Origin of the sequence: Marinobacter suaedae (assembly GCF_030519635.1) — a bacterium.
Classification (GTDB): domain Bacteria; phylum Pseudomonadota; class Gammaproteobacteria; order Pseudomonadales; family Oleiphilaceae; genus Marinobacter; species Marinobacter suaedae.
Genome location: NZ_JAUMIS010000001.1, coordinates 1,662,834 through 1,684,150, shown reverse-complemented (window position 1 = coordinate 1,684,150; position 21,317 = coordinate 1,662,834). Strand labels below are relative to the sequence as shown.

The 21,317-nt window shown below is 59.6% G+C and carries 22 protein-coding genes; 13 read left to right on the top strand and 9 right to left on the bottom strand.

Annotation, left to right across the window (positions count from 1 at the left end; all coding sequences use genetic code 11):
- Window positions 1–67 precede the first annotated feature (67 nt).
- The gene (locus QVZ43_RS07670; protein WP_302909453.1) at window positions 68–535 is read right to left on the bottom strand and encodes a YchJ family protein; all 468 of its coding nucleotides are present in this window, start codon (window positions 533–535) and stop codon (window positions 68–70) included.
- Window positions 536–637: 102 nt separating this feature from the next.
- Between QVZ43_RS07670 and QVZ43_RS07665 the strand changes: the two genes are divergently transcribed.
- Window positions 638–1,372: a sulfite exporter TauE/SafE family protein gene (locus QVZ43_RS07665; protein ID WP_223795295.1), complete on the top strand. Its 735-nt coding sequence runs from the start codon at window positions 638–640 to the stop codon at window positions 1,370–1,372.
- 3 nt (window positions 1,373–1,375) lie between these two features.
- Here QVZ43_RS07665 and QVZ43_RS07660 read toward each other — a convergent pair whose 3' ends face one another.
- On the bottom strand, window positions 1,376–2,050 hold the full coding sequence (locus QVZ43_RS07660) for a hypothetical protein (RefSeq protein ID WP_302909452.1): 675 nt from the start codon (window positions 2,048–2,050) through the stop codon (window positions 1,376–1,378).
- 155 nt (window positions 2,051–2,205) lie between these two features.
- On the opposite strand from QVZ43_RS07660, the gene QVZ43_RS07655 reads away from it, so the two are divergent.
- On the top strand, window positions 2,206–3,525 hold the full coding sequence (locus QVZ43_RS07655) for a cyclic di-GMP phosphodiesterase (RefSeq protein WP_302909451.1): 1,320 nt from the start codon (window positions 2,206–2,208) through the stop codon (window positions 3,523–3,525).
- 21 nt (window positions 3,526–3,546) lie between these two features.
- Here QVZ43_RS07655 and QVZ43_RS07650 read toward each other — a convergent pair whose 3' ends face one another.
- On the bottom strand, window positions 3,547–3,978 hold the full coding sequence (locus QVZ43_RS07650) for a hotdog fold thioesterase (RefSeq protein WP_302909450.1): 432 nt from the start codon (window positions 3,976–3,978) through the stop codon (window positions 3,547–3,549).
- A 100-nt stretch (window positions 3,979–4,078) separates the two neighbouring features.
- Window positions 4,079–5,461 carry a ribonuclease J gene (locus tag QVZ43_RS07645; RefSeq protein WP_302909449.1) on the bottom strand — a complete coding sequence of 461 codons (1,383 nt, stop codon included), beginning with the start codon at window positions 5,459–5,461 and terminating at the stop codon, window positions 4,079–4,081.
- 172 nt (window positions 5,462–5,633) lie between these two features.
- Here QVZ43_RS07645 and QVZ43_RS07640 point away from each other — a divergent pair, with 172 nt between their 5' ends.
- Entirely contained in the window at window positions 5,634–6,317 is a 684-nt protein-coding gene (locus QVZ43_RS07640) for a type 1 glutamine amidotransferase domain-containing protein (protein WP_223795290.1), read from the top strand.
- Here QVZ43_RS07640 and QVZ43_RS07635 read toward each other — a convergent pair.
- Entirely contained in the window at window positions 6,305–6,778 is a 474-nt protein-coding gene (locus QVZ43_RS07635) for an acyl-CoA thioesterase (protein WP_223795289.1), read from the bottom strand. The genes QVZ43_RS07640 and QVZ43_RS07635 overlap by 13 nt on opposite strands.
- A gap of 108 nt (window positions 6,779–6,886) precedes the next feature.
- Between QVZ43_RS07635 and QVZ43_RS07630 the strand changes: the two genes are divergently transcribed.
- Together QVZ43_RS07630 and QVZ43_RS07625 are read left to right on the top strand one after the other, a co-directional pair.
- Window positions 6,887–7,615, top strand: coding sequence for a MotA/TolQ/ExbB proton channel family protein (locus QVZ43_RS07630; RefSeq protein ID WP_223795288.1), 729 nt, complete (start codon window positions 6,887–6,889; stop codon window positions 7,613–7,615).
- Window positions 7,612–8,637, top strand: a complete 1,026-nt coding sequence (locus QVZ43_RS07625) for a peptidoglycan -binding protein (RefSeq protein WP_302909448.1) — start codon at window positions 7,612–7,614, stop codon at window positions 8,635–8,637. Before QVZ43_RS07630 ends, QVZ43_RS07625 begins: the two co-directional genes overlap by 4 nt.
- A 22-nt stretch (window positions 8,638–8,659) precedes the next feature.
- Here QVZ43_RS07625 and QVZ43_RS07620 read toward each other — a convergent pair whose 3' ends face one another.
- Window positions 8,660–9,772 (bottom strand): S-(hydroxymethyl)glutathione dehydrogenase/class III alcohol dehydrogenase, encoded by a 1,113-nt coding sequence (locus tag QVZ43_RS07620; protein WP_302909447.1) that lies wholly within the window; start codon window positions 9,770–9,772, stop codon window positions 8,660–8,662.
- A 190-nt stretch (window positions 9,773–9,962) separates the two neighbouring features.
- Between QVZ43_RS07620 and QVZ43_RS07615 the strand changes: the two genes are divergently transcribed.
- Entirely contained in the window at window positions 9,963–11,288 is a 1,326-nt protein-coding gene (locus tag QVZ43_RS07615; protein ID WP_302909446.1) for a DASH family cryptochrome, read from the top strand.
- A 207-nt stretch (window positions 11,289–11,495) separates the two neighbouring features.
- Entirely contained in the window at window positions 11,496–12,320 is an 825-nt protein-coding gene (locus QVZ43_RS07610; RefSeq protein ID WP_302909445.1) for a MipA/OmpV family protein, read from the top strand.
- A gap of 217 nt (window positions 12,321–12,537) precedes the next feature.
- Here QVZ43_RS07610 and QVZ43_RS07605 read toward each other — a convergent pair whose 3' ends face one another.
- Genes QVZ43_RS07605 through QVZ43_RS07595 form a run of 3 tightly spaced genes read right to left on the bottom strand, consistent with a single transcriptional unit; the run spans window position 12,538 to window position 15,481 of the window.
- Window positions 12,538–14,064, bottom strand: coding sequence for a tripartite tricarboxylate transporter permease (locus QVZ43_RS07605; protein WP_302909444.1), 1,527 nt, complete (start codon window positions 14,062–14,064; stop codon window positions 12,538–12,540).
- Entirely contained in the window at window positions 14,064–14,510 is a 447-nt protein-coding gene (locus QVZ43_RS07600) for a tripartite tricarboxylate transporter TctB family protein (protein ID WP_302909443.1), read from the bottom strand. Before QVZ43_RS07600 ends, QVZ43_RS07605 begins: the two co-directional genes overlap by 1 nt.
- Window positions 14,507–15,481 carry a Bug family tripartite tricarboxylate transporter substrate binding protein gene (locus QVZ43_RS07595; protein ID WP_302909442.1) on the bottom strand — a complete coding sequence of 325 codons (975 nt, stop codon included), beginning with the start codon at window positions 15,479–15,481 and terminating at the stop codon, window positions 14,507–14,509. The genes QVZ43_RS07600 and QVZ43_RS07595 overlap by 4 nt, the downstream gene beginning before the upstream one ends.
- A 246-nt stretch (window positions 15,482–15,727) precedes the next feature.
- Here QVZ43_RS07595 and QVZ43_RS07590 point away from each other — a divergent pair, with 246 nt between their 5' ends.
- The 6 genes from QVZ43_RS07590 to QVZ43_RS07565 all read left to right on the top strand — a co-directional run bounded on the left by QVZ43_RS07590 (window position 15,728) and on the right by QVZ43_RS07565 (window position 21,171).
- Window positions 15,728–17,347 carry an ATP-binding protein gene (locus QVZ43_RS07590; RefSeq protein WP_302909441.1) on the top strand — a complete coding sequence of 540 codons (1,620 nt, stop codon included), beginning with the start codon at window positions 15,728–15,730 and terminating at the stop codon, window positions 17,345–17,347.
- Window positions 17,348–17,361: 14 nt separating this feature from the next.
- Window positions 17,362–18,063 carry a response regulator gene (locus QVZ43_RS07585; RefSeq protein WP_302909659.1) on the top strand — a complete coding sequence of 234 codons (702 nt, stop codon included), beginning with the start codon at window positions 17,362–17,364 and terminating at the stop codon, window positions 18,061–18,063.
- 38 nt (window positions 18,064–18,101) lie between these two features.
- Complete coding sequence (locus QVZ43_RS07580; protein ID WP_302909440.1) at window positions 18,102–18,605, top strand: DUF6231 family protein; 504 nt, start codon at window positions 18,102–18,104, stop codon at window positions 18,603–18,605.
- Window positions 18,606–18,642: 37 nt separating this feature from the next.
- Entirely contained in the window at window positions 18,643–19,242 is a 600-nt protein-coding gene (locus QVZ43_RS07575; RefSeq protein ID WP_302909439.1) for a tRNA-uridine aminocarboxypropyltransferase, read from the top strand.
- Between the two features lie 73 nt (window positions 19,243–19,315).
- Window positions 19,316–19,744: a YkvA family protein gene (locus QVZ43_RS07570; protein ID WP_302909438.1), complete on the top strand. Its 429-nt coding sequence runs from the start codon at window positions 19,316–19,318 to the stop codon at window positions 19,742–19,744.
- Between the two features lie 218 nt (window positions 19,745–19,962).
- Complete coding sequence (locus QVZ43_RS07565; RefSeq protein WP_302909437.1) at window positions 19,963–21,171, top strand: ammonium transporter; 1,209 nt, start codon at window positions 19,963–19,965, stop codon at window positions 21,169–21,171.
- Window positions 21,172–21,317 lie beyond the last annotated feature (146 nt).

Here is a 21,317-nt window from a genome sequence, read left to right as displayed (position 1 = left end):
GGCGTCAGTATAGACCAGCCTGCCGGGCCGGGACGGGCTTTGGCACCTCTTGGTAGGCCTGCTGTCTCTACCTCAGGCAGCAGGCTTTGTACTTTCTCCCGCTGCCACAGGGGCAGGGATCGTTCCGGCCCGGCTTCAGCACGCCTTCCTCGGTATCGCCGGAGACATAAAACCAGCGGCCGCCTTCCCGCACGAAGTCCGAGCGCTCTTCCAGAAATCCCCAGCCAGAACCTGCCTGATACATCGCCCTGAAATGTACCTGCCCCCGGTCACCGCGTTGCTGTTGATCCAGCACCTGCAGCGAGGCCCATCGGGGCGAATCGTCCAGGTTCAGAGAACCCGGCCGGGTGCTGGCGTGCCAGGAGGCCAGCAGGTAATCGGCAAGCCCGAGAACAAAGGCGCTGTAGCGGGAGCGCATCAGCGCTTCGGGGGTGTCCGGGGCCTGCCCGGCGTGGGCCGGCTGGCAGCAGGCTTCATAAGGCAAACCGGAACCACAGGGGCACCTGTCCGGAGTGGTACTGGCTGAATCGCTCATTGGTTTTTCCGTCTGCATGTGATCTGATTGCGGCCCACAGTCTAGCAACTTCAATACCCACTGGCCTGTGCCCTGACCTCGCAACGATTAACCCGGTAGACCATGTTGGACGACATCAGCCTTCTGCAGATTATCCTTGCCAACCTGGCCATCCTGGCCGGTGCCTGCCTGCAGGGCGTGGCGGGTTACGGTATCGGCACCTTGTCGGCGCCTTTGCTGTTTCTGATCAGCCCCCTGTTCCTGCCCGGCCCGCTGATTCTCAACGCCGTGATCCTGACCGTGCTGATGCTGATTCGCAATCGGGCCGCCATACAGGTGCGGGAAGTGCGGTACACCATCGGCGGTGGCGTGGCCGGCACCCTGTTGGCGTGGGCCACACTGCTGGTGCTGACGCCCAAAGGTTTCGAGCTGATCTTCGGGGTGCTCATTCTGATCGGCGTGGCCCTCAGCATCGGTGGCTTGCGCCCGGCACTGAACGCCCGCAACAGTGTGCTGGCCGGCGCCGCGTCAACCTATATGGGCACCATCACAGCCGTGGGCGGCCCCCCCATCGCGCTGATCTACCAGAACGAACGGGGCCCGCTGGTGCGCGCCAACATGTCCGCGTTTTTTCTGGTCGCCAGTTTTCTAAGCCTGGGGGCGCTGCTGTTTGCCGGCTACCTGGGCAGCCGGGAGTTTACCCTGCTGGCACTGACCTTCCCGGGCGTTCTGGCCGGTTTCTGGCTGTCCGGTCTGCTGGTCAATCGATTGCCGTTTGAAGGCCTGCGACCACTGATTCTGGCGATTGCGGCCGTTGCCGGGACGGCGGCTCTGGTGCGCGGGCTGATATCCCTGTAGCCATCATCTGGTCCACAGCCTCCCCCGGAATCCCGATTGGCGCCAGAGCCAGGCAATCCAGAGCGCATGCAGGTTAATCAGCAGCGCAAACACCCATTCAAACGCATTGTCGGTTCGGTGATACAGATCGGGACTGACAGCATTGAGAATGACCGATGCAATGCCCACCAGCAGCACCAGCTCGCTCAGCCACAACATGCGCCGGCCCTGACGCTGCCACCGGGGGTGCTGGCATAACGCACCACTGATCAACAATTCACACAGGAAGGTGAAAGAGAGGTACACCACCACACCAATGCGTCGCATCAGATTAAATCCATCGCCTTCGTGGCCAAGGGCCACGGTATAGGCGCCCAGGGCCAGACACGACGTTACCCCCAGCAGCGGCACCCAGACCCGCGCCCGGGGCCCTACCCCCAGATGCTTGAGCCAGAATCCATTCAATATCCAGTACAGCAGGCCCAGCATGGCCGCTGGCAACATGGTGCCCTTGAAAATGAAATAGGCGGTGCCGTGACGCCCGGTCCGGCTGATGCTGGTGCAGCTGTCCCAGTAGGGCACGCACAATGCCACATGCCCCTCGACCACGGAGACCAGATACGTCAGGTGAATGGTGATCAGTGGAATCAGCGCTGCCGCCAGCGCCAGCCACCAAAGCCGGATGGCCCTCTCCTGCATGCTATACACCTCTTGATAACCCGCCCGGCCTCGCCGGGATGTGCCAATGCCCGCTCCATCGTGATTTAACTAAAGTTTACAATCTGGGTGATTCGAATTGCGCAGTTTAGGTCCAAAATAACAATGTCAAAGGAATAAGCTGGCATACGGAAACGATGCATACCGCCCATCAGGAAACCGTCGAAAAACGCGTTCACGTGTCCGAACTGTCGCTCGGCATGAACGTGGTGCGATTGGACCGCCCCTGGGAAGAAACCGACTTCCTGATGCAGGGCTTTGTCATCCGCGATGAATCCGAACTCGAAGCACTTCGCCTGCAGTGCGACTACGTCTTTATTGAAGGGCGAGTAGAGCACACCCAAAGAGCTTATCCCGGGAAACCTCAGCAACCACCACCTGCTCCTCGCAAAGGCCTGTTCCGTGGGCGCTCTGCGCCCGCGAACGACAAAAAGCCACGGTCAGAACCGCCTCGTCGCCGGGTGAACTACATCAACAAGGTCGACACCGCCACGGAACTGAGAACGGCCACGGTCAAGTTTAAGGACGCCCAGGAAACCGCCAAGTCCATCATGTCCGGCCTGCGAATGGGCCGCACCCTCGACCTGAACAACGCGAGGGCGGTGGTTGACAACTGTGTTGATAGCGTCCTGCGTAACGAAAGCGCCCTGCTGCTGCTTACCAAAATCAAGAATCAGGACGAGTACACGGCCGAACACTGCCTGAACGTGGCCATTCTTTGCGCGGCCTTTGGCAAGCACCTGGGTCTGCTGGAGGGAGAAATCCGCAACCTGTCACTGTGTGGCATGCTGCACGATGTGGGTAAGACCCGAATCCCCAATAAAATCCTCAACAAGCCCGGCGCCCTGACGCCGGCCGAGTTTGAGGTCATGCGAGAGCACACCACTCACGGTCGCAATATTCTGATGAGTACCAGCCGCTCATTGGATATGGCCGTGGATGTCGCCTTCAACCATCATGAACGAATGGACGGAAAGGGCTACCCCAGAGGCCTGAGCGCTCAGCAAATCCCGTTCTTTGCCAAGATCGTCGGGCTGGTAGACAGCTACGACGCCATCACAAGCAGCCGAGTCTACGATAAAGGACGCGCCTCCATGCAGGCCCTGGAGATCATCCACAAGTATCGGGGCTCCCAGTTTGATGAAGAACTCGCTTTAGCCTTTATCCAGCTGATTGGCGTTTACCCACCCGGCTCCATTGTGGAAATGATGAATGGAGAGGTGGGCATAGTGGTGGAAAATCAGAGACGGCACAAACTCAAGCCCAAGGTTTTGCTCGTGCGCGAGGCCGACAAAACTCCCTTGCCCAATTTCCATACGGTCGACCTGATGCTGGGTAACACGGACAACAATGGCAAACCCTATGTAATTGCCAAGGAAGTGCCCGACGGCACCTACGGTGTGGTACTTCGTGAATTTGTCGACCAGGGGCTGATTTTCTCCAAACCAGCCCTCTGAACGCCCAAATCAAAACCGCCGTTACACCTTCGGCCGGCGGGTCACCGCCATGGTCAGGCGGGAAATGCAGGTCGGCTTACCCTCTTCATTTTCCAGTTTGATTTCCCACACCTGGGTTGCGCTGCCGATGTGAATGGGGCGGGCAGTTCCATATACCCATCCCTTGCTGATCGGACGCAAATGGTTGGCATTGATATCCAGCCCCACCGCCACCGTTTCCGGATCCTTCAGGCAACAGTTCGCCGCCATGCTCCCCAGGGTTTCCGCCAGCAATACCGAAGCGCCACCATGCAGGATGCCGAACGGCTGAACGGTTCGCTCGTCCACCGGCATGCGTCCACGCACGAAATCGTCGCCAATCTCCAGGTATTCGATACCCAGATAATCCACAGCGGTGTTTTTGCTGGCAGCCGCCAGGTGTTCCAGATTCGGGGTGCGTGTCCAGATGGCCATATAGGTGAAACTCCAGTTACAGCATTCGGGTTCGGATTTGGGTTAAAAGAAACGACAGTCTAACCAGATAGCAAGCGAACGACTATCCCCGCACATTCCGTTACTCAACCCGAACCAGTTCCTGTTTTTGCCAGCCCAGACGACCGGTTTCGGCGATCTGCCGGCGCATACCCGGTACCGGGCGAATCATGAACAGGTCCCCGTTTCGGCCCACCAGGGTCTTCGACACACCGCAATCTTTGGCAATACGGGCATGCACATCCATATGCTCGGCCTCACCGTGCACTGGGATGGCGATCTTTGGGCGCACCCACTGATACATGGCCTGCAATTCTTCCTGCGCCGGATGCCCGGAGGCATGGATCGGCACCGGCGAGTGCTCGGCGGTGACCACCCGAACGCCCATCTCCTTGAGCCGGGCGATCAATCCGTCAATGGCTTCCTCATTGCCGGGAATGGCCCGGGCGCTGAAAATCACCGTATCGCCGGATTCCAGCTCCAGATCCGGATGAGTGCCGGCCGCCAGCCGCCGCAATGCAGTGCGGGGTTCACCCTGACTGCCGGTGGCTACCACCAGCACCTCATCCCGGGGCAGGTAGCCCAGGTGTGACGGGTTGATAAGGCGATCGCTGCTGTCCCACACGCCCGCCGCTTTGGCCGCCCCACTCATGTTGATCAGTGAACGCCCCAGCAGCCCCATGTAGCGCCCGGTTTCCCGGGCAATGAGCCCCAGCGTATGCAGGCGGGCAATGTTGCTACCGAAGCAGGTCACCACCACCCTTCCTTCGGAGCAGCGCACCGCGTCGAGTAAGCCCTTATGCAGGGCCGCTTCCGAAATGGAATGGCCCGCCACGGTGGCGTTGGTGGAGTCGCACACCATGGCGTCCATGCCTTCGTCCGCCAGTTCGGTAAAGGTCTGTTTCTTATAGCCATGGCCCACCAGGGGCTGAGCATCCAGCTTCCAGTCGCCGCTGTGGAAGATCCGGCCGATGGGGGTGCGGATCACCAGGGCATTCGGGTCCGGAATGGAATGGGTCAGCGCCAGCCACTGCACGCTGAACGGCCCGATCTGTCGGGTATCGCCGGTGTCTACCTCGATGATGGGCACCCGGTGCAACAGTTCGAACTCGGCCAGCTTGCGCCGCAGGATTTCCGCCGTGAACCGGCTGGTGTAGATCGGGCACTGGAGCAGGGGCCACAGATAGGGCACCGCGCCCACATGGTCCTCATGGGCGTGGGTAATCACCAACCCCGCCAGCTGATCACGCCGGTCGGCGATGAACGCGGGATCGGCCATCTGCACCGGTGGCTCGCCCCGATGGTGGACCGTGCCATCGGCTGACACCCGCCCGGGTTTCGGGAAGGTCACGCCGCAATCGACCATCAGCCACTGGCCATCGTGGCCATAGAGGTTCAGGTTCATGCCAATTTCGCCGGTTCCTCCCAGGGGCAGGAACCAGAGGTCGTTCTGATCGGGAGTCATAGAAATTCCAGCGTTAACACAAGCGACTACACTATACCTTTTCGCCTAACCGACAAATCGAACTTTCCCTCAATTACGTAACAGACGGTTGAATTTTCCCGCTTCAGACCAAGTTCAGTAACAGTCGCGAAGCAAGCACACTCACCCTCAAACGATGAAGGAGGGATTGCAGATGAACATCCTGATGGTTCTGACGTCACACGATCAGATGGGCGATACCGGGCACAAAACCGGTTTCTGGCTCGAAGAGTTCACCTCACCCTACTACGTATTCCGGGACGCCGGAGCGAAGATTACCCTGGCCTCGCCCAAAGGCGGTCAGCCACCGGTAGACCCGAACAGCGAGGCGGACGACGCCCAGACCGATTCCACCCGCCGCTTTCAGGAGGATGCACACGCCAGGGAAGCATTGGCCAGCACTCGTAAACTGAGCGACGTGGACATGAACGACTACGACGCCATTTTCTATCCTGGCGGCCATGGCCCGCTCTGGGATCTGACCAACGATGCCCACTCGGTAGCGCTGATCAAGAAAGCCTACGAGCAGGACAAGGTCATTGGTGCTGTCTGTCACGCGCCGGCCGTATTCCGGGACGTGGAAGTGAAGCCGGGTCAGAACATCGTGGGCGGCCGCAACGTTACCGGCTTTGCCAACAGCGAAGAGGAAGCCGTGGGACTCACCAACGTGGTGCCCTTCCTGCTGGAGGACATGCTGCAGGAGAAAATGGGCAACTACTCACGGGGTGATGATTTCACGCCCCACATTGTGGTGGACGGCAAGCTGATCACCGGCCAGAACCCACCGTCCTCGGAAGGCACCGCCAAAGCCGTGGTGCAGGCCCTTCAGGACGCCTGACCACTGGCCACAATATGCTCCCCGGCGTGGCTGATCAGCACGCCGGGCGCTCCGGCCTCCAGCCGGGCACGGATGTTGTCGGGGATGGGGGTTTTCTCCATCTTCGACGATCGAATCATCACGTCCGTGATGTCCGCGTCGGCGATGAATTTGTCGTCGCCATAGCGGTAGAACTCCAGATGCAAGGTGAAGGATGTGTTGCCAATACGACCAGCGCGAATTCTGGCTTCCAACACATCATCAAACTGCGCCGGTGCCTTCCAGTTGACGGTCAGGCTGACCACCTGAATATCCAGGTCCTGATCCAGCAGCCGCTGGTAGTCACCGAACAGGGTTCGGATGTACTCGTTGATGGCAATGTCCACGTAATCGGCATAGCGTGCGTTGAACACGACCCCCTGTGCGTCGCACTCGCCATAACGGACTCTGAAACGAAAACGAAACGGCTGTTCTGACGACATATCCCTCTCTCCCCCGATTAATAGCTGGCAATAATGGCAACAGCATCGCACATCCTGTGCTACGTTTTTTGAGACTATCTCAAATCCCGCGAAATCCGGTCCATTGCCATGAGCAATCCCAAGCATACTCTCTTCTGGATGACGCTGTTTCTGGCCGTGGTGGTGCTGGTTGGGGCGCTGATTCACAAACCCCTGATCGCCGCCTTCATGGCCAACTGGGTGTTTAACCTGCTGATTCTTTGCGTGCTCATCGTGGGCATAGCCATGACGTACCGGCAAGTTATGATTCTTTTCCCCGAGCTTCGCTGGATTTCCCAGTTTCGGACCGGACACTCGGGGCTGTCGGTACTTCAGGAACCCCGTTTGCTGAAGCCCCTGGCCCGGCAACTGGGGGAGGAATCCAAACGGGACCGTTTCAAGCTGTCTACCCTCTCCCTGCGGACGGTACTCGATGGCATTCATTCCCGCATGGACGAGCAGCGGGAAATCACCCGTTATTTCATCAGCCTGCTGATCTTCCTGGGCCTGCTGGGCACCTTCTGGGGCCTGCTGGGAACGATCAATTCGGTGGGCGATGTCATCACCAACCTCAACATGAGCGAAGAGGACTTCGGCAAGGTGTTCGGTGAGCTGCAGGCCGGACTGCAAACCCCGCTGCAGGGCATGGGCACCGCCTTCAGTTCCTCACTGCTGGGCCTGGGCGGTTCGCTGATTCTGGGGTTCCTCGACATCCAGGCGGGCCACGCCCAGAACCGGTTCTACGATGGCCTCGAGGAATGGCTCACCGGCGTTACCAACCTCGTCGACATCGTGGATGAAGAAAGCCCGCGCTCATGATCGGCTCCAAACGTCGCGCCAGAAGCACCATCAACGCGTGGCCGGGCTACGTGGATGCGCTGTCGGCACTGCTGATGCTGATCATCTTCATGCTGCTGATCTATGTGGTCAGCCAGCTGTACCTGTCCCAGACCCTGACGGAACGTAACACCGAACTGGCCCGCCTGAACGAACGGCTGGACGAGATTTCGTCCCTGCTCGGGCTGGAACGAAACCGGGCCGGGGTGCTGGAAGATCAGCTCAGCGCCAGCCAGGACAGGAACACGCAACTGCAGGATCGCTTGAACGCGACCCGCAACCTGCTGATGCAGCAGACCGCCGAGAGCGAGGCTCAGGCCGAGCGGCTGGCCAGACTGGATGAATCCCTGTCCGACAAGGACGAACTCACCGCCAGCCAGGAAGCCCTGATCCTCAATCTGTCCAACCAGATCATTTCGCTACAGAGGCAGCTGCAGAAAATCACCGCAGCCCTGAAGCTGCAGGAAGAAGAAACCGCGGAGCGGGAAAGCGAACTGGAGGACGTGAGCCAGCGCCTGAATACCCTGCTGGCCGAGCGGGTCAATCAGCTGGAACAGTACCAGTCCGAGTTCTTCGGTCGCCTGCGGGATATTCTGGCGGCGAACGAGAACATCCGGGTGGTGGGCGACCGCTTCCTGCTGCCGTCCGAACTGCTTTTCGCTTCCGGTTCGGCCGAGCTGGGGCCTGAGGGGCAGCAGGAGCTGGACAAGCTGGCTGCCGTGCTGCTGGACGTGGCCGAATCCATCCCGGATGACCTCGACTGGATCCTGCGCATCGATGGCCACACCGACATCATCCCCATCAACACACCTCAGTTCCCCTCCAACTGGGAGCTGTCCACCGCCCGGGCCGTCGCCGTGGTGCGTTACCTGGCCGAGCAGGGTGTGCCTGACCGCCGCATGGTCGCGGCCGGCTTTGGCCAGTATTTCCCGGTCGCCGAGGGCACCTCACCGGAAGCCCTGCAGAAAAACCGGCGCATCGAGATCAAGCTGACCGACCGGTAAATCCGACGCTGTCAGCCCTCGGTCAGAAGTGAATCACCGTGCGGATACTCTTGCCCTCGTGCATCAGGTCAAAGGCCTTATTGATGTCATCCAGAGGCATATTGTGGGTGATGAACACATCCAGCGGGATGTCGCCGCGCTGGGCCTTTTCCACATAACCGGGAAGCTCCGTCCGACCTTTCACCCCACCGAACGCGGTACCCCGCCACACCCGGCCGGTGACCAGCTGAAACGGACGGGTGCAGATTTCCTCACCGGCGCCCGCTACCCCGATGATGACCGACTCGCCCCAGCCCTTGTGACAGCACTCGAGCGCGGCCCGCATCACGTTCACGTTACCGATGCATTCAAAGGAATAGTCGACCCCGCCATCGGTCATATCGACGATGACTTCTTGAATGGGCTTGTCGTAATCCTTGGGATTGACCACATCCGTGGCCCCCAGCTGGCGGGCAATCTCAAATTTCTCCGGATTGATGTCGATGGCAATGATGCGACTGGCTTTGGCCATGGTGGCTCCCAGAATGGCCGCCAGCCCGATGCCACCCAGGCCAAAAATCGCCACGGTCGCGCCCTCTTCCACCTTGGCGGTATTGAGTACCGCACCGATGCCCGTGGTCACACCGCACCCCAGCAGGCAGACCTTGTCCAGCGGTGCATCCTTGGGAATCTTGGCCAAAGACACCTCTGCCAGCACTGTGTATTCGGAGAAGGTCGACGTGCCCATGTAGTGGTACAGCGGCTTGCCCTGATAGCTGAAACGCGAGGTCCCGTCCGGCATCACGCCCTGCCCCTGAGTGGCCCGAACCGAGCTGCACAGATTGGTTTTGCCCGAGGTGCAGAACTTGCACTGCCCGCACTCTGCCGTGTAAAGCGGAATCACATGGTCGCCTACTTCCACACTGGTGACTCCCTCGCCTACCGCCTCGACGATCCCGCCGCCCTCGTGCCCGAGAATGGTCGGAAACAGGCCCTCGGGGTCCGCGCCGGACAGGGTGTAGGCATCGGTATGGCAGACACCGGTAGCCACAATGCGAACCAGCACCTCGCCTTTCTTCGGTGGTTCAACATCCACTTCAACAATTTCCAGTTTCTGGTTGGGGGCAAACGCAACGGCGGCGCGGGATTTGATCACGACAATTCCTCCAGGCAGGCTTCACGGCTGATTTCCTCCTAACTGTAGCAGCCATAAGGCGGCAAGCACGGTTGTTTCCGGCACCCATCGGCGGGCCGGCGTGATAATCCCCGGCGGGACCGGCCACGTAAACAGTTACACGACACCTGATCGGTACTCTGAAAACCGGCCTCATGAAAAAGGAGCCTGCGTGAACACCCTCTACTGGTTTACCCGGGACTTGCGGTTGCACGACAACGCGGCCCTGCTGGCGGCGGCCAAGTCCGACCTGCTGCTGTGCGTGTTCGTGGTGGACCCGCGCTGGTTCCAGCCCGGCCCGCGCCAATGCCTGACCATGGGCGACCATCGATGGCGGTTTCTGTGGCAGAGCCTGATGTCCCTGGAACGAAGCCTGAGGCCGGTAGGGCAACGGCTGCACATCGCCTTCGGCCATCCGGAGGAGGTGATTCCGGAGCTGGTGCATCGGCATCGTCTGGCCCGTGTCGTCCGTTCCCGACTGCCCGGCACCCGTGAAGCAAAACAGTGGCTGGCCATCAAGGAACGGTTGCCCGACACTCTGTGCCAGCAATTCGAAACACTCAGTCTGTTTACCCAAAGCACCTTGCCAATGCCGCTGGACGATCTGCCCGATACCTTCTCCCAGTTCCGCAAACTGGTGGAGAAAACCGGCGACCGATCCTGCGAACGCCTGCGTATACGCACCCATTCGGCGCTACCCCCTCCGCCCGGATTTCCAGAGGACAACCGGGGCGACTGCCCGCCCATTTCCGAGCCGCAGCATCCGGGCCGGTTCGCCGGTGGCGAGCAGGCCGGTCTGGCCCAGCTAGAGCGTTTCCTGTTCAACACCCACGGCATCGCCAGCTACAAGGAAACCCGCAACGAGCTGGACCGCTGGGACAGCTCCTCGAAGTTTTCCCCATGGCTGGCCAACGGTTCCCTGTCCGTGCGGGAAGTGGCCGAGACGATCGGCGACTATGAACGTGAGCAAACCAGTAACGAGTCCACCTACTGGCTCTGGTTCGAACTCCTGTGGCGGGAATATTTCTACTGGTACGCCCTGAAGCACGGGGCGGCACTGTTCCGGCGCGACGGTGTGCAGCGCAAACAACGGCCGGCCACCTTCTACCCCCAGCGTTTCAAGGCCTGGTGCCAGGGCAACACCGAGTATCCGCTGGTCAACGCCGCCATGAACCAGCTTCGGGAAACCGGCTATATGAGCAACCGGGCCCGACAGCTGGTGGCCAGCTGCTTCATCAACGAACTGGAACTGGACTGGCGTTACGGTGCCGCCTGGTTCGAACAACAACTGATCGACTACGACGTCGCCAGCAACTACGGCAACTGGCAGTATCTGGCCGGGGTGGGGGCGGACCCACGGGGCCTGAGGCAGTTCAACCTCGACAAGCAGGCCGCCCAGTATGACCCTCAGGGCACCTTCGTCGACCGGTGGGGTGGGCACGCTGAGCAGCCCGTGGGATTACATTCGGTGGACGCAGCAGACTGGCCTATTTCCTGACTGCACTCCTACCGCACATGTTTTGACCTCATATCCTGGCCGCTCGGCCTACGCTGTGGTGACATAAGCCACGGGCTCTGTTTACCCAACGCGATCTGGACAGCGGGTGTCGAGCAACGATGACCGCGCAGGCGCTTTAGAGCGGATGATCTATGATGTAGCTGAGTGACTCGTGTCATCACTTGCCGGTTCACAGGAAAAGAAACCATGAAAAAACTAGCCCTTCCATTCCTCTCATTTTTTGGCGCTCTTTCATGTTTTGGATCGGTAAATGCGACAGAAACGAGAACCCCTCTCGTTCCGCTTCCCTCTATCGTCGATTTCACAGATGGCGATGGCTGGGGTGTTGGGTTTGGGCTCGGCGTTGAATATGAGTCCGCCTATGAGGGTTCGGACGAATTTGAGTTTGAGGTCGATCCGGCCGGGGGCGTTCAGTGGCGAACGGGCGAACATGTTTTTTTCTGGGCAGGTGAAGCCATTGGGTGGCGAACCGTTGCCAGGGATGCCTGGTTGTTTCAAACCTCTTTAGGCTACGAAGAAGGCCGGGAAGAGGGCGATTCCGAAGATGGCAGGCTGGATGGGTTAGGCGAATCGAATTCCGGGGTGACAGTGCTGTTGGAAGTGCGTCGTGCCCTTGCCGAAAACTGGCGTTACTTTCTGGATGGCCGTGTATTGGCCGGAGAAATCGGTACGCTCGGACTGATCGGCGCAGGAACCTGTTTGGGTTGCCAACCCAACGGCACTGGCTGGGAAGTTGGCGCCGCTGTCACTTTCCACGATAGTAAACTGGCCAACCGGGACTTTGGCGTAAACACACAACAGTCCATAAACTCGGGCCTTCCGGAAACCGATGTGGATAGCGGGTACAGATCAACCGGTTTCAACGTTAACTATCGAAATTACCTGAACGAGAGTTGGCAGATCTTCGGTGAAGCTCTTTACGAAATCTATGGGAGTGATGTCAGAGACAGCCCGATCTCTCGAAATGATTATGAAGCGGAAATCGGTATTGGCTTCATTTATGTTTTCTGAGGTTCCTTCATGGGGAATCGCATAAATTCCCGTTCAGTCGCGGTCAATTTGAAGCAACTTTAGGGGGGTTGTGACCCTCATCCTTTGCCCCCTCCATCCCAAATGTCCGCCTGGGGACCCAAGTGAGCGATTACGGGTGCCAAAGACATCAGCCTCCAACAAAAAAACGCCGGCACAAGGCCGGCGTTTTCGGTTTCCCGGATTTTCGGTCAGAGGCTTAATCGCTCTCCGGCCCTTCCTTGATAGCCGCCCGCATGCGTCGACGCAGCAGGGGGCCGATCAGGTAAGGCGCAGCCAGCCCCAGGGCAGCAAAGCCCCACAGGCCAATGGCCAGCGGCGAGCCCCAGAGAATGCCCCAGTCACCGTCCGACAACACCAGCGCGTGACCCAGGTTCTTCTCCATCTCTGGCCCCAGCAGCATACCGAGGATGATCGGCACCAGGGGGATTTCCAGCTTACGGAGAATGTAACCGGCAATACCGAAGGCGATCATGAAATACAGATCGAAGGTACTGTGGCTGATGGAGTAGATGCCCACGAAGGCCACCATGGTCACGATCGGCAACAGGTACATCGGCGGCACCGACAGCAGCTTCACAAAGAAGCCCACCAGTGGGATGTTCAGCACCAGCAGCAGCACGTTACCGATCAGCAGGGCAGCAATCACGCCCCAGACGATGTCGGCGTTCTGGGTGAACATCAGCGGCCCCGGGGTGATATTGAGGGAAATCAGCATCGCCAGCAGCACCGCGGTAGTACCACTGCCCGGCACACCCAGGGTCAGCATGGGGACCAGCGCACCCGAGGACGCACCGTTATTGCCTGCTTCCGGAGCCGCAATGCCACGGGCATCCCCTTCACCGAAGCGACCACGCTTGCCCAAGTACTGCTTCTCCAGGGTGTAGCTGATGAAGCTACCGAGGGAAGCACCCGCACCCGGCAGCACGCCGGAAATAAAGCCCAGAATACCGCCCCGGACCTGGGTCGGTACGGTGGCTCCCACTTCCTTCGCGGTCAGGGTGAGCTTGCCCACCTGAACCTGTTCACGACCGGCACCGGCTTTGGACTCGATGAAGAACAACAGCTCGGAGATAGCGAACAGCCCCACGATGGCCAGGATGAAGTCAATGCCCTCGAACAGTTCCAGCACCCCGAAGGTATAGCGCTGGGTACCGGTGGCGATGTCGATGCCTACCGTCGAGATCATCACACCAAGCGCCGCGGCCACAATGGTCTTCACCGGGTTCTTGCCGGTAATGCCACCGAGGGTGGCAAACGCCAGCATGAACAGGGCGAAGTATTCCGCGGGGCCGAAGGTCAGGGCAAATCGGGCCAGAACCGGCGCCAGCAGGATCAGGCCAAGGGTACCGATCAGACCACCGGAAAACGACGCAATGGCGGAAATGGCCAGCGCATCAGCTGCACGGCCCTTCTGGGCCATGGGGTAGCCATCCAGGCAGGTCATCATGGCCGGTTCGTCACCGGGAATGTTCAGCAGGATGGACGATATCCGCCCGCCGTACATGGCCCCCGCGTACACCGAGGTGAGCAGGATCATGGCGGTCTCTGGCGGCAAGCCCAGGGTAAAGGCCAGCGGAATCAGAATCGCCACGCCATTGGCAGGCCCCAGTCCGGGCAATGCGCCAATCAGGGTGCCGATAAAGGCGCCGAACAGCGCGAACATCAGGTTGTAGGGCGTTAATGCGACAGCAAAGCCGTCGATCAGAAACTGTAAGGTTTCCATCACTCAGCTCCCAACGGCCCTGCGGGCAGACTCAGAGACAGGCCATAGTTGAAGATCACAAACACCACGACAGCACTGATCAGGCCGGTCATAAAGGCTGGCAATAGCTTTGCGCCCATACGCCAGCTCAGGGCACCCACGGCTAGCGTGGTGGCCGGAATGAACCCCAGGGGCTCCAGCAGGAAGGCGTAGGCAACCAGAATCACCATCGCCAGCCCCAGCTCAGCCGCCGTCTTACCCAGCGGCCACTCGGCATCCGGGTCGGGCTTGAACATCAGGTACAGACTGGACAGGCCCAAGACAATCGCCAACAAGGTTGGGAAGGTCTCGGGCCCGACTTCCTCGGCACCGCCGAAGGGCTCGGGCCACTGCTGGGCGCCCCAGCCATAGGCCAGGGCTAGCACCAACAGAATCAGTCCGAGGACACGATCACCGCGATTGCTCATTTAAGCAGTCCGATTTCACGTGACAGGGTTTCTACAGCGTCGATCTGCTGGCCAACAAAGTCGGTGAAGTCGCCTTCCGGCTGGAACGGAATCAGACCGTTCTTCTTCATGACCGCTTTCCACTCGTCGCTGTCGTACATGGTCTGAACCGCCTCGGTCCAGTAAGCCTTGGCTTCATCGGAGGCGTCCTTCGGCATGTAGAAACCGCGCCAGTTGGCACCGATGGCATCCACACCCTGCTCACGGGCGGTCGGAATATCACCGAATGGCTCCGGCAAGCGCTCTTCAGACAGTACCGCCAGCACGCGCAGGTCACCGGACTCCAGGAAGCCAGTCACTTCAGACACGTCACCGGTGAAGGCATCCACCTGGCCACCGACAACCTGGGTCAGGGCTTCGCCACCGTTGTTGTAGGACAGGAAAGGCACCTTGGGCAGGTTATCCACATCCGCGGCTTTGGCCGCAATCAGGACTTTCAGGTGGTCCCAGCCTCCGCGGGCACTGCCACCGGCAAACTTGACGGAACGTGGGTCGGCCTTCATCGCCTCCAGCAACTCGTTCAGGTTCTGGTAGGGGGAGTCCTTGCTCACCGCAATCACGCCGTAATCCGCGCCGATAGCGCCAACCCAGGTCACCATGCCGGCATCCATACCCGGGAACTGCTTCTGGGCCAGACGAGTAGTCGTCGCATTGGAAGCGGCGACGATCAGCTTATCGTCGTCCCGGCGCTTGCTCACGGTGTGGGCGAAGGCAACACCGCCGCCGGCACCCGCCATGTTGAAGGTCTGCACGTTACCTGGCACCAGATCCAGATCCTGCAGCACCTGCCCGACGCTACGGCATGTGAAGTCCCAACCGCCGCCCGGATCCGCCGGCGCGATACATTCTACTTTGCCGGACGGTTCCCAGGCCCAGGCGTGAAAACTGACGGCAGCCGCCGCCACAAAAGACAGAGTTCGTTTCATCAGCATTGGTGTCACCTCACATTTGTTGTTGTGACCGAACCTAAGGCATAGTCGAAAGACCCATGCCTGACCAGAAGGCCGGTTAAGTTGCGAGGGTAAATACTGACTACCCGTGATCGACAGTTTGTGCGCGTAAAGCGCTTAAAAAATGTTATGAGCGTTTTGTTCATTAAGTTCACGGGCAATTCACCGGCACCTGCATTACCCTCAGGGCCAAATACCTGACGCTGCATTCAGAGAATTCCCCACACCATGCTGCGCAAGCTGAAACTCAAAACCCGCATGATCCTGGCCCTCGGGCTGGTGGGCGCCATGCAGACCCTCCTGATCGGCGGCTTTGCCGGCTACTACCTGAGCGAGTCCCTGTACGAACAGATTGGCCAGAGAGCCCTGATGGTGGCGAAAACCGTTGCCGCCATGCCGGCCGTGATTGACGGGGTGCGCGAAGGAGACAGTCCGGCGCTGATGGCGCTCAGCCAGCGTGTGGCCGAAACCAATCAGGCGCTGTTCATCGTTATCGGAGACCGTGACGCCATTCGCCTGGCCCACCCGGATCCCAACCGTATCGGCCACTCCATGGGAGACGACGACGGAGATTACGGCATCCGCGCCCTGAAACAGGGCGAAGGCTATGTGTCGAGGGCGGTGGGCAGCCTGGGGGACTCCATGCGCGGCAAAGCCCCCATCGTTGACCCCACATCCCGCGACATCATTGGTATTGTCTCGGTCGGTTATTCACTGGATCAGGTGCTTGCCAGCATTCGCCGGTACGAGCTGGTTCTGTACGGGGTGCTGGGCCTGATGCTGGTGGGCAGTGTACTGGCGGCCGTGCTCATCGCCGGTCGGTTCAAGCGCGCTATCTTTGGCCTGGAACCGGAAGAGATTGCCCGCCTGTTTGAAGAGCAGGCCGCCACCCTGCAATCGGTGCGAGAAGGCATTATCGCCATCGACCGGGAGGGTACCATCACGACCTTTAATCGAACTGCCATCGAGAACCTGGGCCTGGACCCGGACATCCAACTCACCGGCCGCGCCATCAGTGCCGTCTTGCCCGATGGGGAGCTGATGAGCGTTCTGGAAAGCGGTGAACCGGATTTCGACAAGGAGGTGTGGTTCCGAGGCCAGCAGATGGTGGTCAACCGGCTGCCCGTGCGCCAGGGCGATGACATCATCGGTGTGGTGTCGAGCTTCCGCCGGCGGGACGAACTGGACCAGATCAGCCAGCAACTCACCCGCATCATGGAATACGCCGATACCCTGCGTAGCCAGACCCACGAGTACTCCAACAAACTGCACACCATCGCAGGCCTGATTCAGATTGACGCCAAGGACGAAGCACTGGCGCTGATCGGGAACGAGGTCAGTGACCACCAGGCGCTGATCCACCTGCTGCTGGAAGCGGTTCCCGACCCCGTTATTGCCGGTTGCCTGCTGGGCAAATACAACCGGGCCCGGGAAATGGGGCTGCGGTTGGATATCGATCCCGACAGCCAGATGTCCGATGTACCAGCGGACCTGCCACGGGATCAGCTGGTGAGCGTGCTGGGGAACCTGATCGACAACGCCCTGGAAGCCACCCGCCAGTATCGGGGCGCCGGCGGGCGGGTGAGCCTGAGCATGACCGACCTAGGCCATGACCTGATCTTCGAGGTGGAAGATCAGGGGCCAGGCATCCCCGAAGACCAGCAGGAGCGTATCTTCGAACGGGGCGTTTCCTCCAAGGAGCACGCGGGCCATGGCATAGGGCTGTTCCTGGTGCGCCAGTTTGTAGAGCGCTGGGGCGGTTCAGTTACCGTGGAGAACCTGAAGCCGGAGGGCAGTCGGTTTACACTGTACCTGCCCAAAGATCCGGGCAGACAAGATCACCTGTGAACGGAGCAGAAGTGGTGGCCCCCATTCGACTGTTGATTGTGGAAGACGATCGCCAGATTGCTGAAATCCAGCGGCGCTATGTTGAACGCCTGGAGAATGTCGAACTTTGCGGCATTGCCCACACCCTGACCGATGCCCGGGATCAGATCGACGTACTCTCCCCCGATCTGATTCTGCTGGATGTGTATTTCCCGGACGGCAATGGCCTCGACCTGCTCCGGGAACTGCGGGCCAACGACCGGGCCAGCGATGTCATCCTCATTACCGCCGCCAAAGAGGTCGACACCCTGCGCAGTGCCTTGCGCGGCGGTGTCTTCGACTACATCCTGAAACCCCTGGTGTTCGAGCGACTGGAAGAAGCCGTCGAGAACTACCGCCAGCATCACCAGCGGCTGGCCACATTGCACCGGCTTGAGCAGAGGGAGGTGGATACCCTGCTTCCCAGAAGCCTGGCCGAACCGGAGCAAAAAAAAACACCCCAACGGCTGCCCAAAGGCATCGACGCACTGACCCTGGAGACGATTCGGCACGTACTACAGGAAGGTGGCGACTGGAATGCCGAGGCCCTTGGCCAGCAGATGGGTGCATCACGCACCACCGCCCGGCGCTACCTGGAATACCTGGTCAGCACAGGAGAACTGCTGGCCGAAGTAAATTATGGTGCCGTAGGACGCCCGGAAAGACGTTATCGTGTTGCCGGACCACCTTCGGACTAGACTCAATCGACGTCGATAACCATCAGGCGAAGGACAATATGTCACACAACCAAGCCGATTCCGGTCTCAGCTTGCCCGCGGCACTTGCCGCGGTCATGGATTCGTGCAAACCAGGTTCTGTCGTGAGCTGCGGCACGACGGCCGCCCGAATCACCGAACTCTGGGCCCGGGAATTTTCAGACACCCGGATAACCAATCTGGATCCTAAAGACCCCAATGCCCGCCTGCCACTGGAATCGGTTCACGACCTTGCACTGGTGTCAGACACCCTTGAACACCTGTCATTTGATGAAGGTGCCCTGTTCCTGGGTCAACTGCGCAACTATGGCACTCACCAGATTGCGGTCCTGGTCGGGGAGTCACCGGACTGGGCCTTTAAGGATTTCATTGGCCTCGGATTCCGTCGCCACACAGACCCGGAGCTGGAAACGGGCGCTATTGCGCTCTACACCTACAATCTCGACAACTACAACCACAAACGGCAATGGAATAACTCCAAGCACTGGGCCAATCCGGAGATGTGGGGCAAAGCCTGGTGGTAACCGTTCATCTGGTTGACGGGACTCCGTAATCACCACCATGCCTCGTGACCTGTGCCCTCACTGCAACCTGCACCTGAACATCTGCGTGTGCGCCCACTGCCGTCCAGTGGCGAATCGAACCCCAATCACCATTCTCCAGCACCCAACGGAGGTCGACCGGCCCAAGGGCACCGTGCGGATTCTCCAGCGCTGTCTCGACAGGCTCCGGGTACTGGTGGGCGAAACACCGGACCAGTTTCGCCGGGGCGGCTTCGACCCGACAACGCTGTCGGATACCACGGCACTGCTGTTCCCCGGCCCCCGCAGCCAGCCGGTTGAACACGCCGATCTGGCCGCCATCAGCCACTGGGTCGTGCTTGATGGCACCTGGCGCAAAGCCGCCCGTATTCTGCACACCAATCCCGGCCTGAAGGCACTACCGGCGTATCACTTTCAGCAGGCCCCGCCGTCTCGCTACATCGTCAGAAAGGCCCCGGGGCCGGACGCCCTGTCCACCGCCGAAGCCGTCAGCCACCTGCTGGACATTGTCGAGCCGGGCACGGATACCGGCCCCATCGGCGATGCCATGACCGCCCTGATCGACAAACAACTGGCGCAAATCCCCGATCGCCTTCGACATCACTACCCGACGCGCTGACCCATCCGGCGGTTGGCATCGGCCCGACCTTGAGCGATCATGACCCCTTGACCTGCACACAGGATGTTTATTCATGGCCCTGTTCAGCCAGAAAAGCGCCGAAAAACAACTGAAGGAAGAGTCCGAAAAGGTCCACCGGCAAGACCTGGAGACGCTGCTGGAACGGCAAAAAGCCATTGAAGAGAAGGTCAGGAACAGTGGCAGGCTCGAACGATTCGGCACCGACATCCGGCTGATGTTTTCCATGATCCGCGACTACTGGTACGGGAACTACCGCAGTGTGCCCTGGAAAACCATCGCAGCAGTAGCCGGCGCCCTCATCTACGTGATGAACCCGCTGGATGTCATTCCAGACCTGATTTTCGGCTTTGGATTTCTTGATGATGCCGGCGTGGTGGCCTTGTGCCTGAAGTTATTTGAGTCAGATCTGCACGAATACGCCGCCTGGAAAGAACAAAAAGAACAGCAGGAACGGGACAAGCTGACACCGGACCAGATCTGACTCGACACAACAGCAAACCTTAATGGTGCAAACTCACACAAACCGCACCAAAATAGTGCAATAATTTCCCGAAGTTCACACCATCCTTCCAGAAAACTTGCTGACCAAACCTGCCGCCCCTGATTTTGCATCATTTTGGAACGCTATTTGCTTATCTGCACCTCGTTAATGCATAAAGGCCCGGAAGAGGCCCAAACTCACACCAGGAGCGAAAAACCGTGGACATTGCGAGTGCAGTACACACCCTGACCGAAAGCGCCAACACGCTGTTTATCCTTATCGGTGCCATCATGGTACTGGCCATGCACGCCGGCTTTGCCTTCCTGGAAGTTGGTACCGTGCGACACAAGAACCAGGTGAACGCCCTGGTGAAGATCATCACCGACTTCGGTATTTCCGCCGTCGCCTACTTTTTCATCGGCTATTACATTGCCTACGGCAGCCACTTCATGACCGGCGCCGGTGAACTCACCGCTGGCAACGGCTACGAGCTGGTTAAATTCTTCTTCCTGATGACGTTTGCGGCGGCCATTCCCGCTATTGTGTCCGGCGGTATTGCCGAGCGCGCCAGGTTCTACCCGATGCTGATCGCCTCCGGCCTGATCGTGGCATTTATCTACCCGTTCTTCGAAGGCCTGATCTGGAACGGCAACTACGGTTTCCAGGACTGGCTTGAGAACCAATTTGGTGCATCCTTCCACGACTTCGCTGGCTCCGTTGTGGTGCACGCGGTCGGTGGCTGGATTGCACTGGCCGCTGTTCTGCTGCTGGGCGCCCGTACTGGCCGTTACCGCAACGGTCGCGTGGTGGCCTTTGCACCGTCCAACATCCCGTTCCTGGCACTGGGCGCGTGGATTCTCACCGTGGGCTGGTTCGGCTTTAATGTGATGTCCGCCCAGACTCTGGATGGCATCAGTGGCCTGGTGGCGGTAAACAGTCTGATGGCTATGGTCGGCGGTGTGCTGGTGGCCATGGTCGTCGGTCGCAAGGACCCAGGCTTTATTCACAACGGTCCGCTGGCCGGCCTGGTTGCCGTGTGTGCCGGTTCTGACCTGATGCACCCGGTGGGCGCCCTGGTCACCGGCGGTATTGCCGGTGCCATCTTCGTCTACATGTTCGAATGGGCCCAGGACAAGATCGAGCGTCTGGACGACGTACTGGGTGTCTGGCCGCTGCACGGTGTGTGTGGCGTCTGGGGTGCCATCGCCTGCGGCATCTTCGGTCAGGAAAGCCTCGGTGGCCTGGGCGGCGTCAGCCTGATGTCCCAGATCATCGGTTCGGTAGCCGGCGTGCTGGTGGCGTTTGTTGGCGGTCTGATTGTGTACGGCATCGTCAACGCCATTTCCGGTCTGCGCCTGACCGAAGAAGAAGAGTTCAAGGGAGCGGACGTGAGCGTTCACCGAATTGGTGCAACCTCCTTCGAATAACCCCCCGAGGGCACACGAAAACCAAACAGGCGATCCCCGGATCGCCTGTTTTCGTTTCCGGTGTCAATTGACAGTCTTCACAAGGCCGTGCTTTCCTAAGATACAGTCCTACAAGAAAAAATTCCCCCGGCTGGCGTGGCATTTGC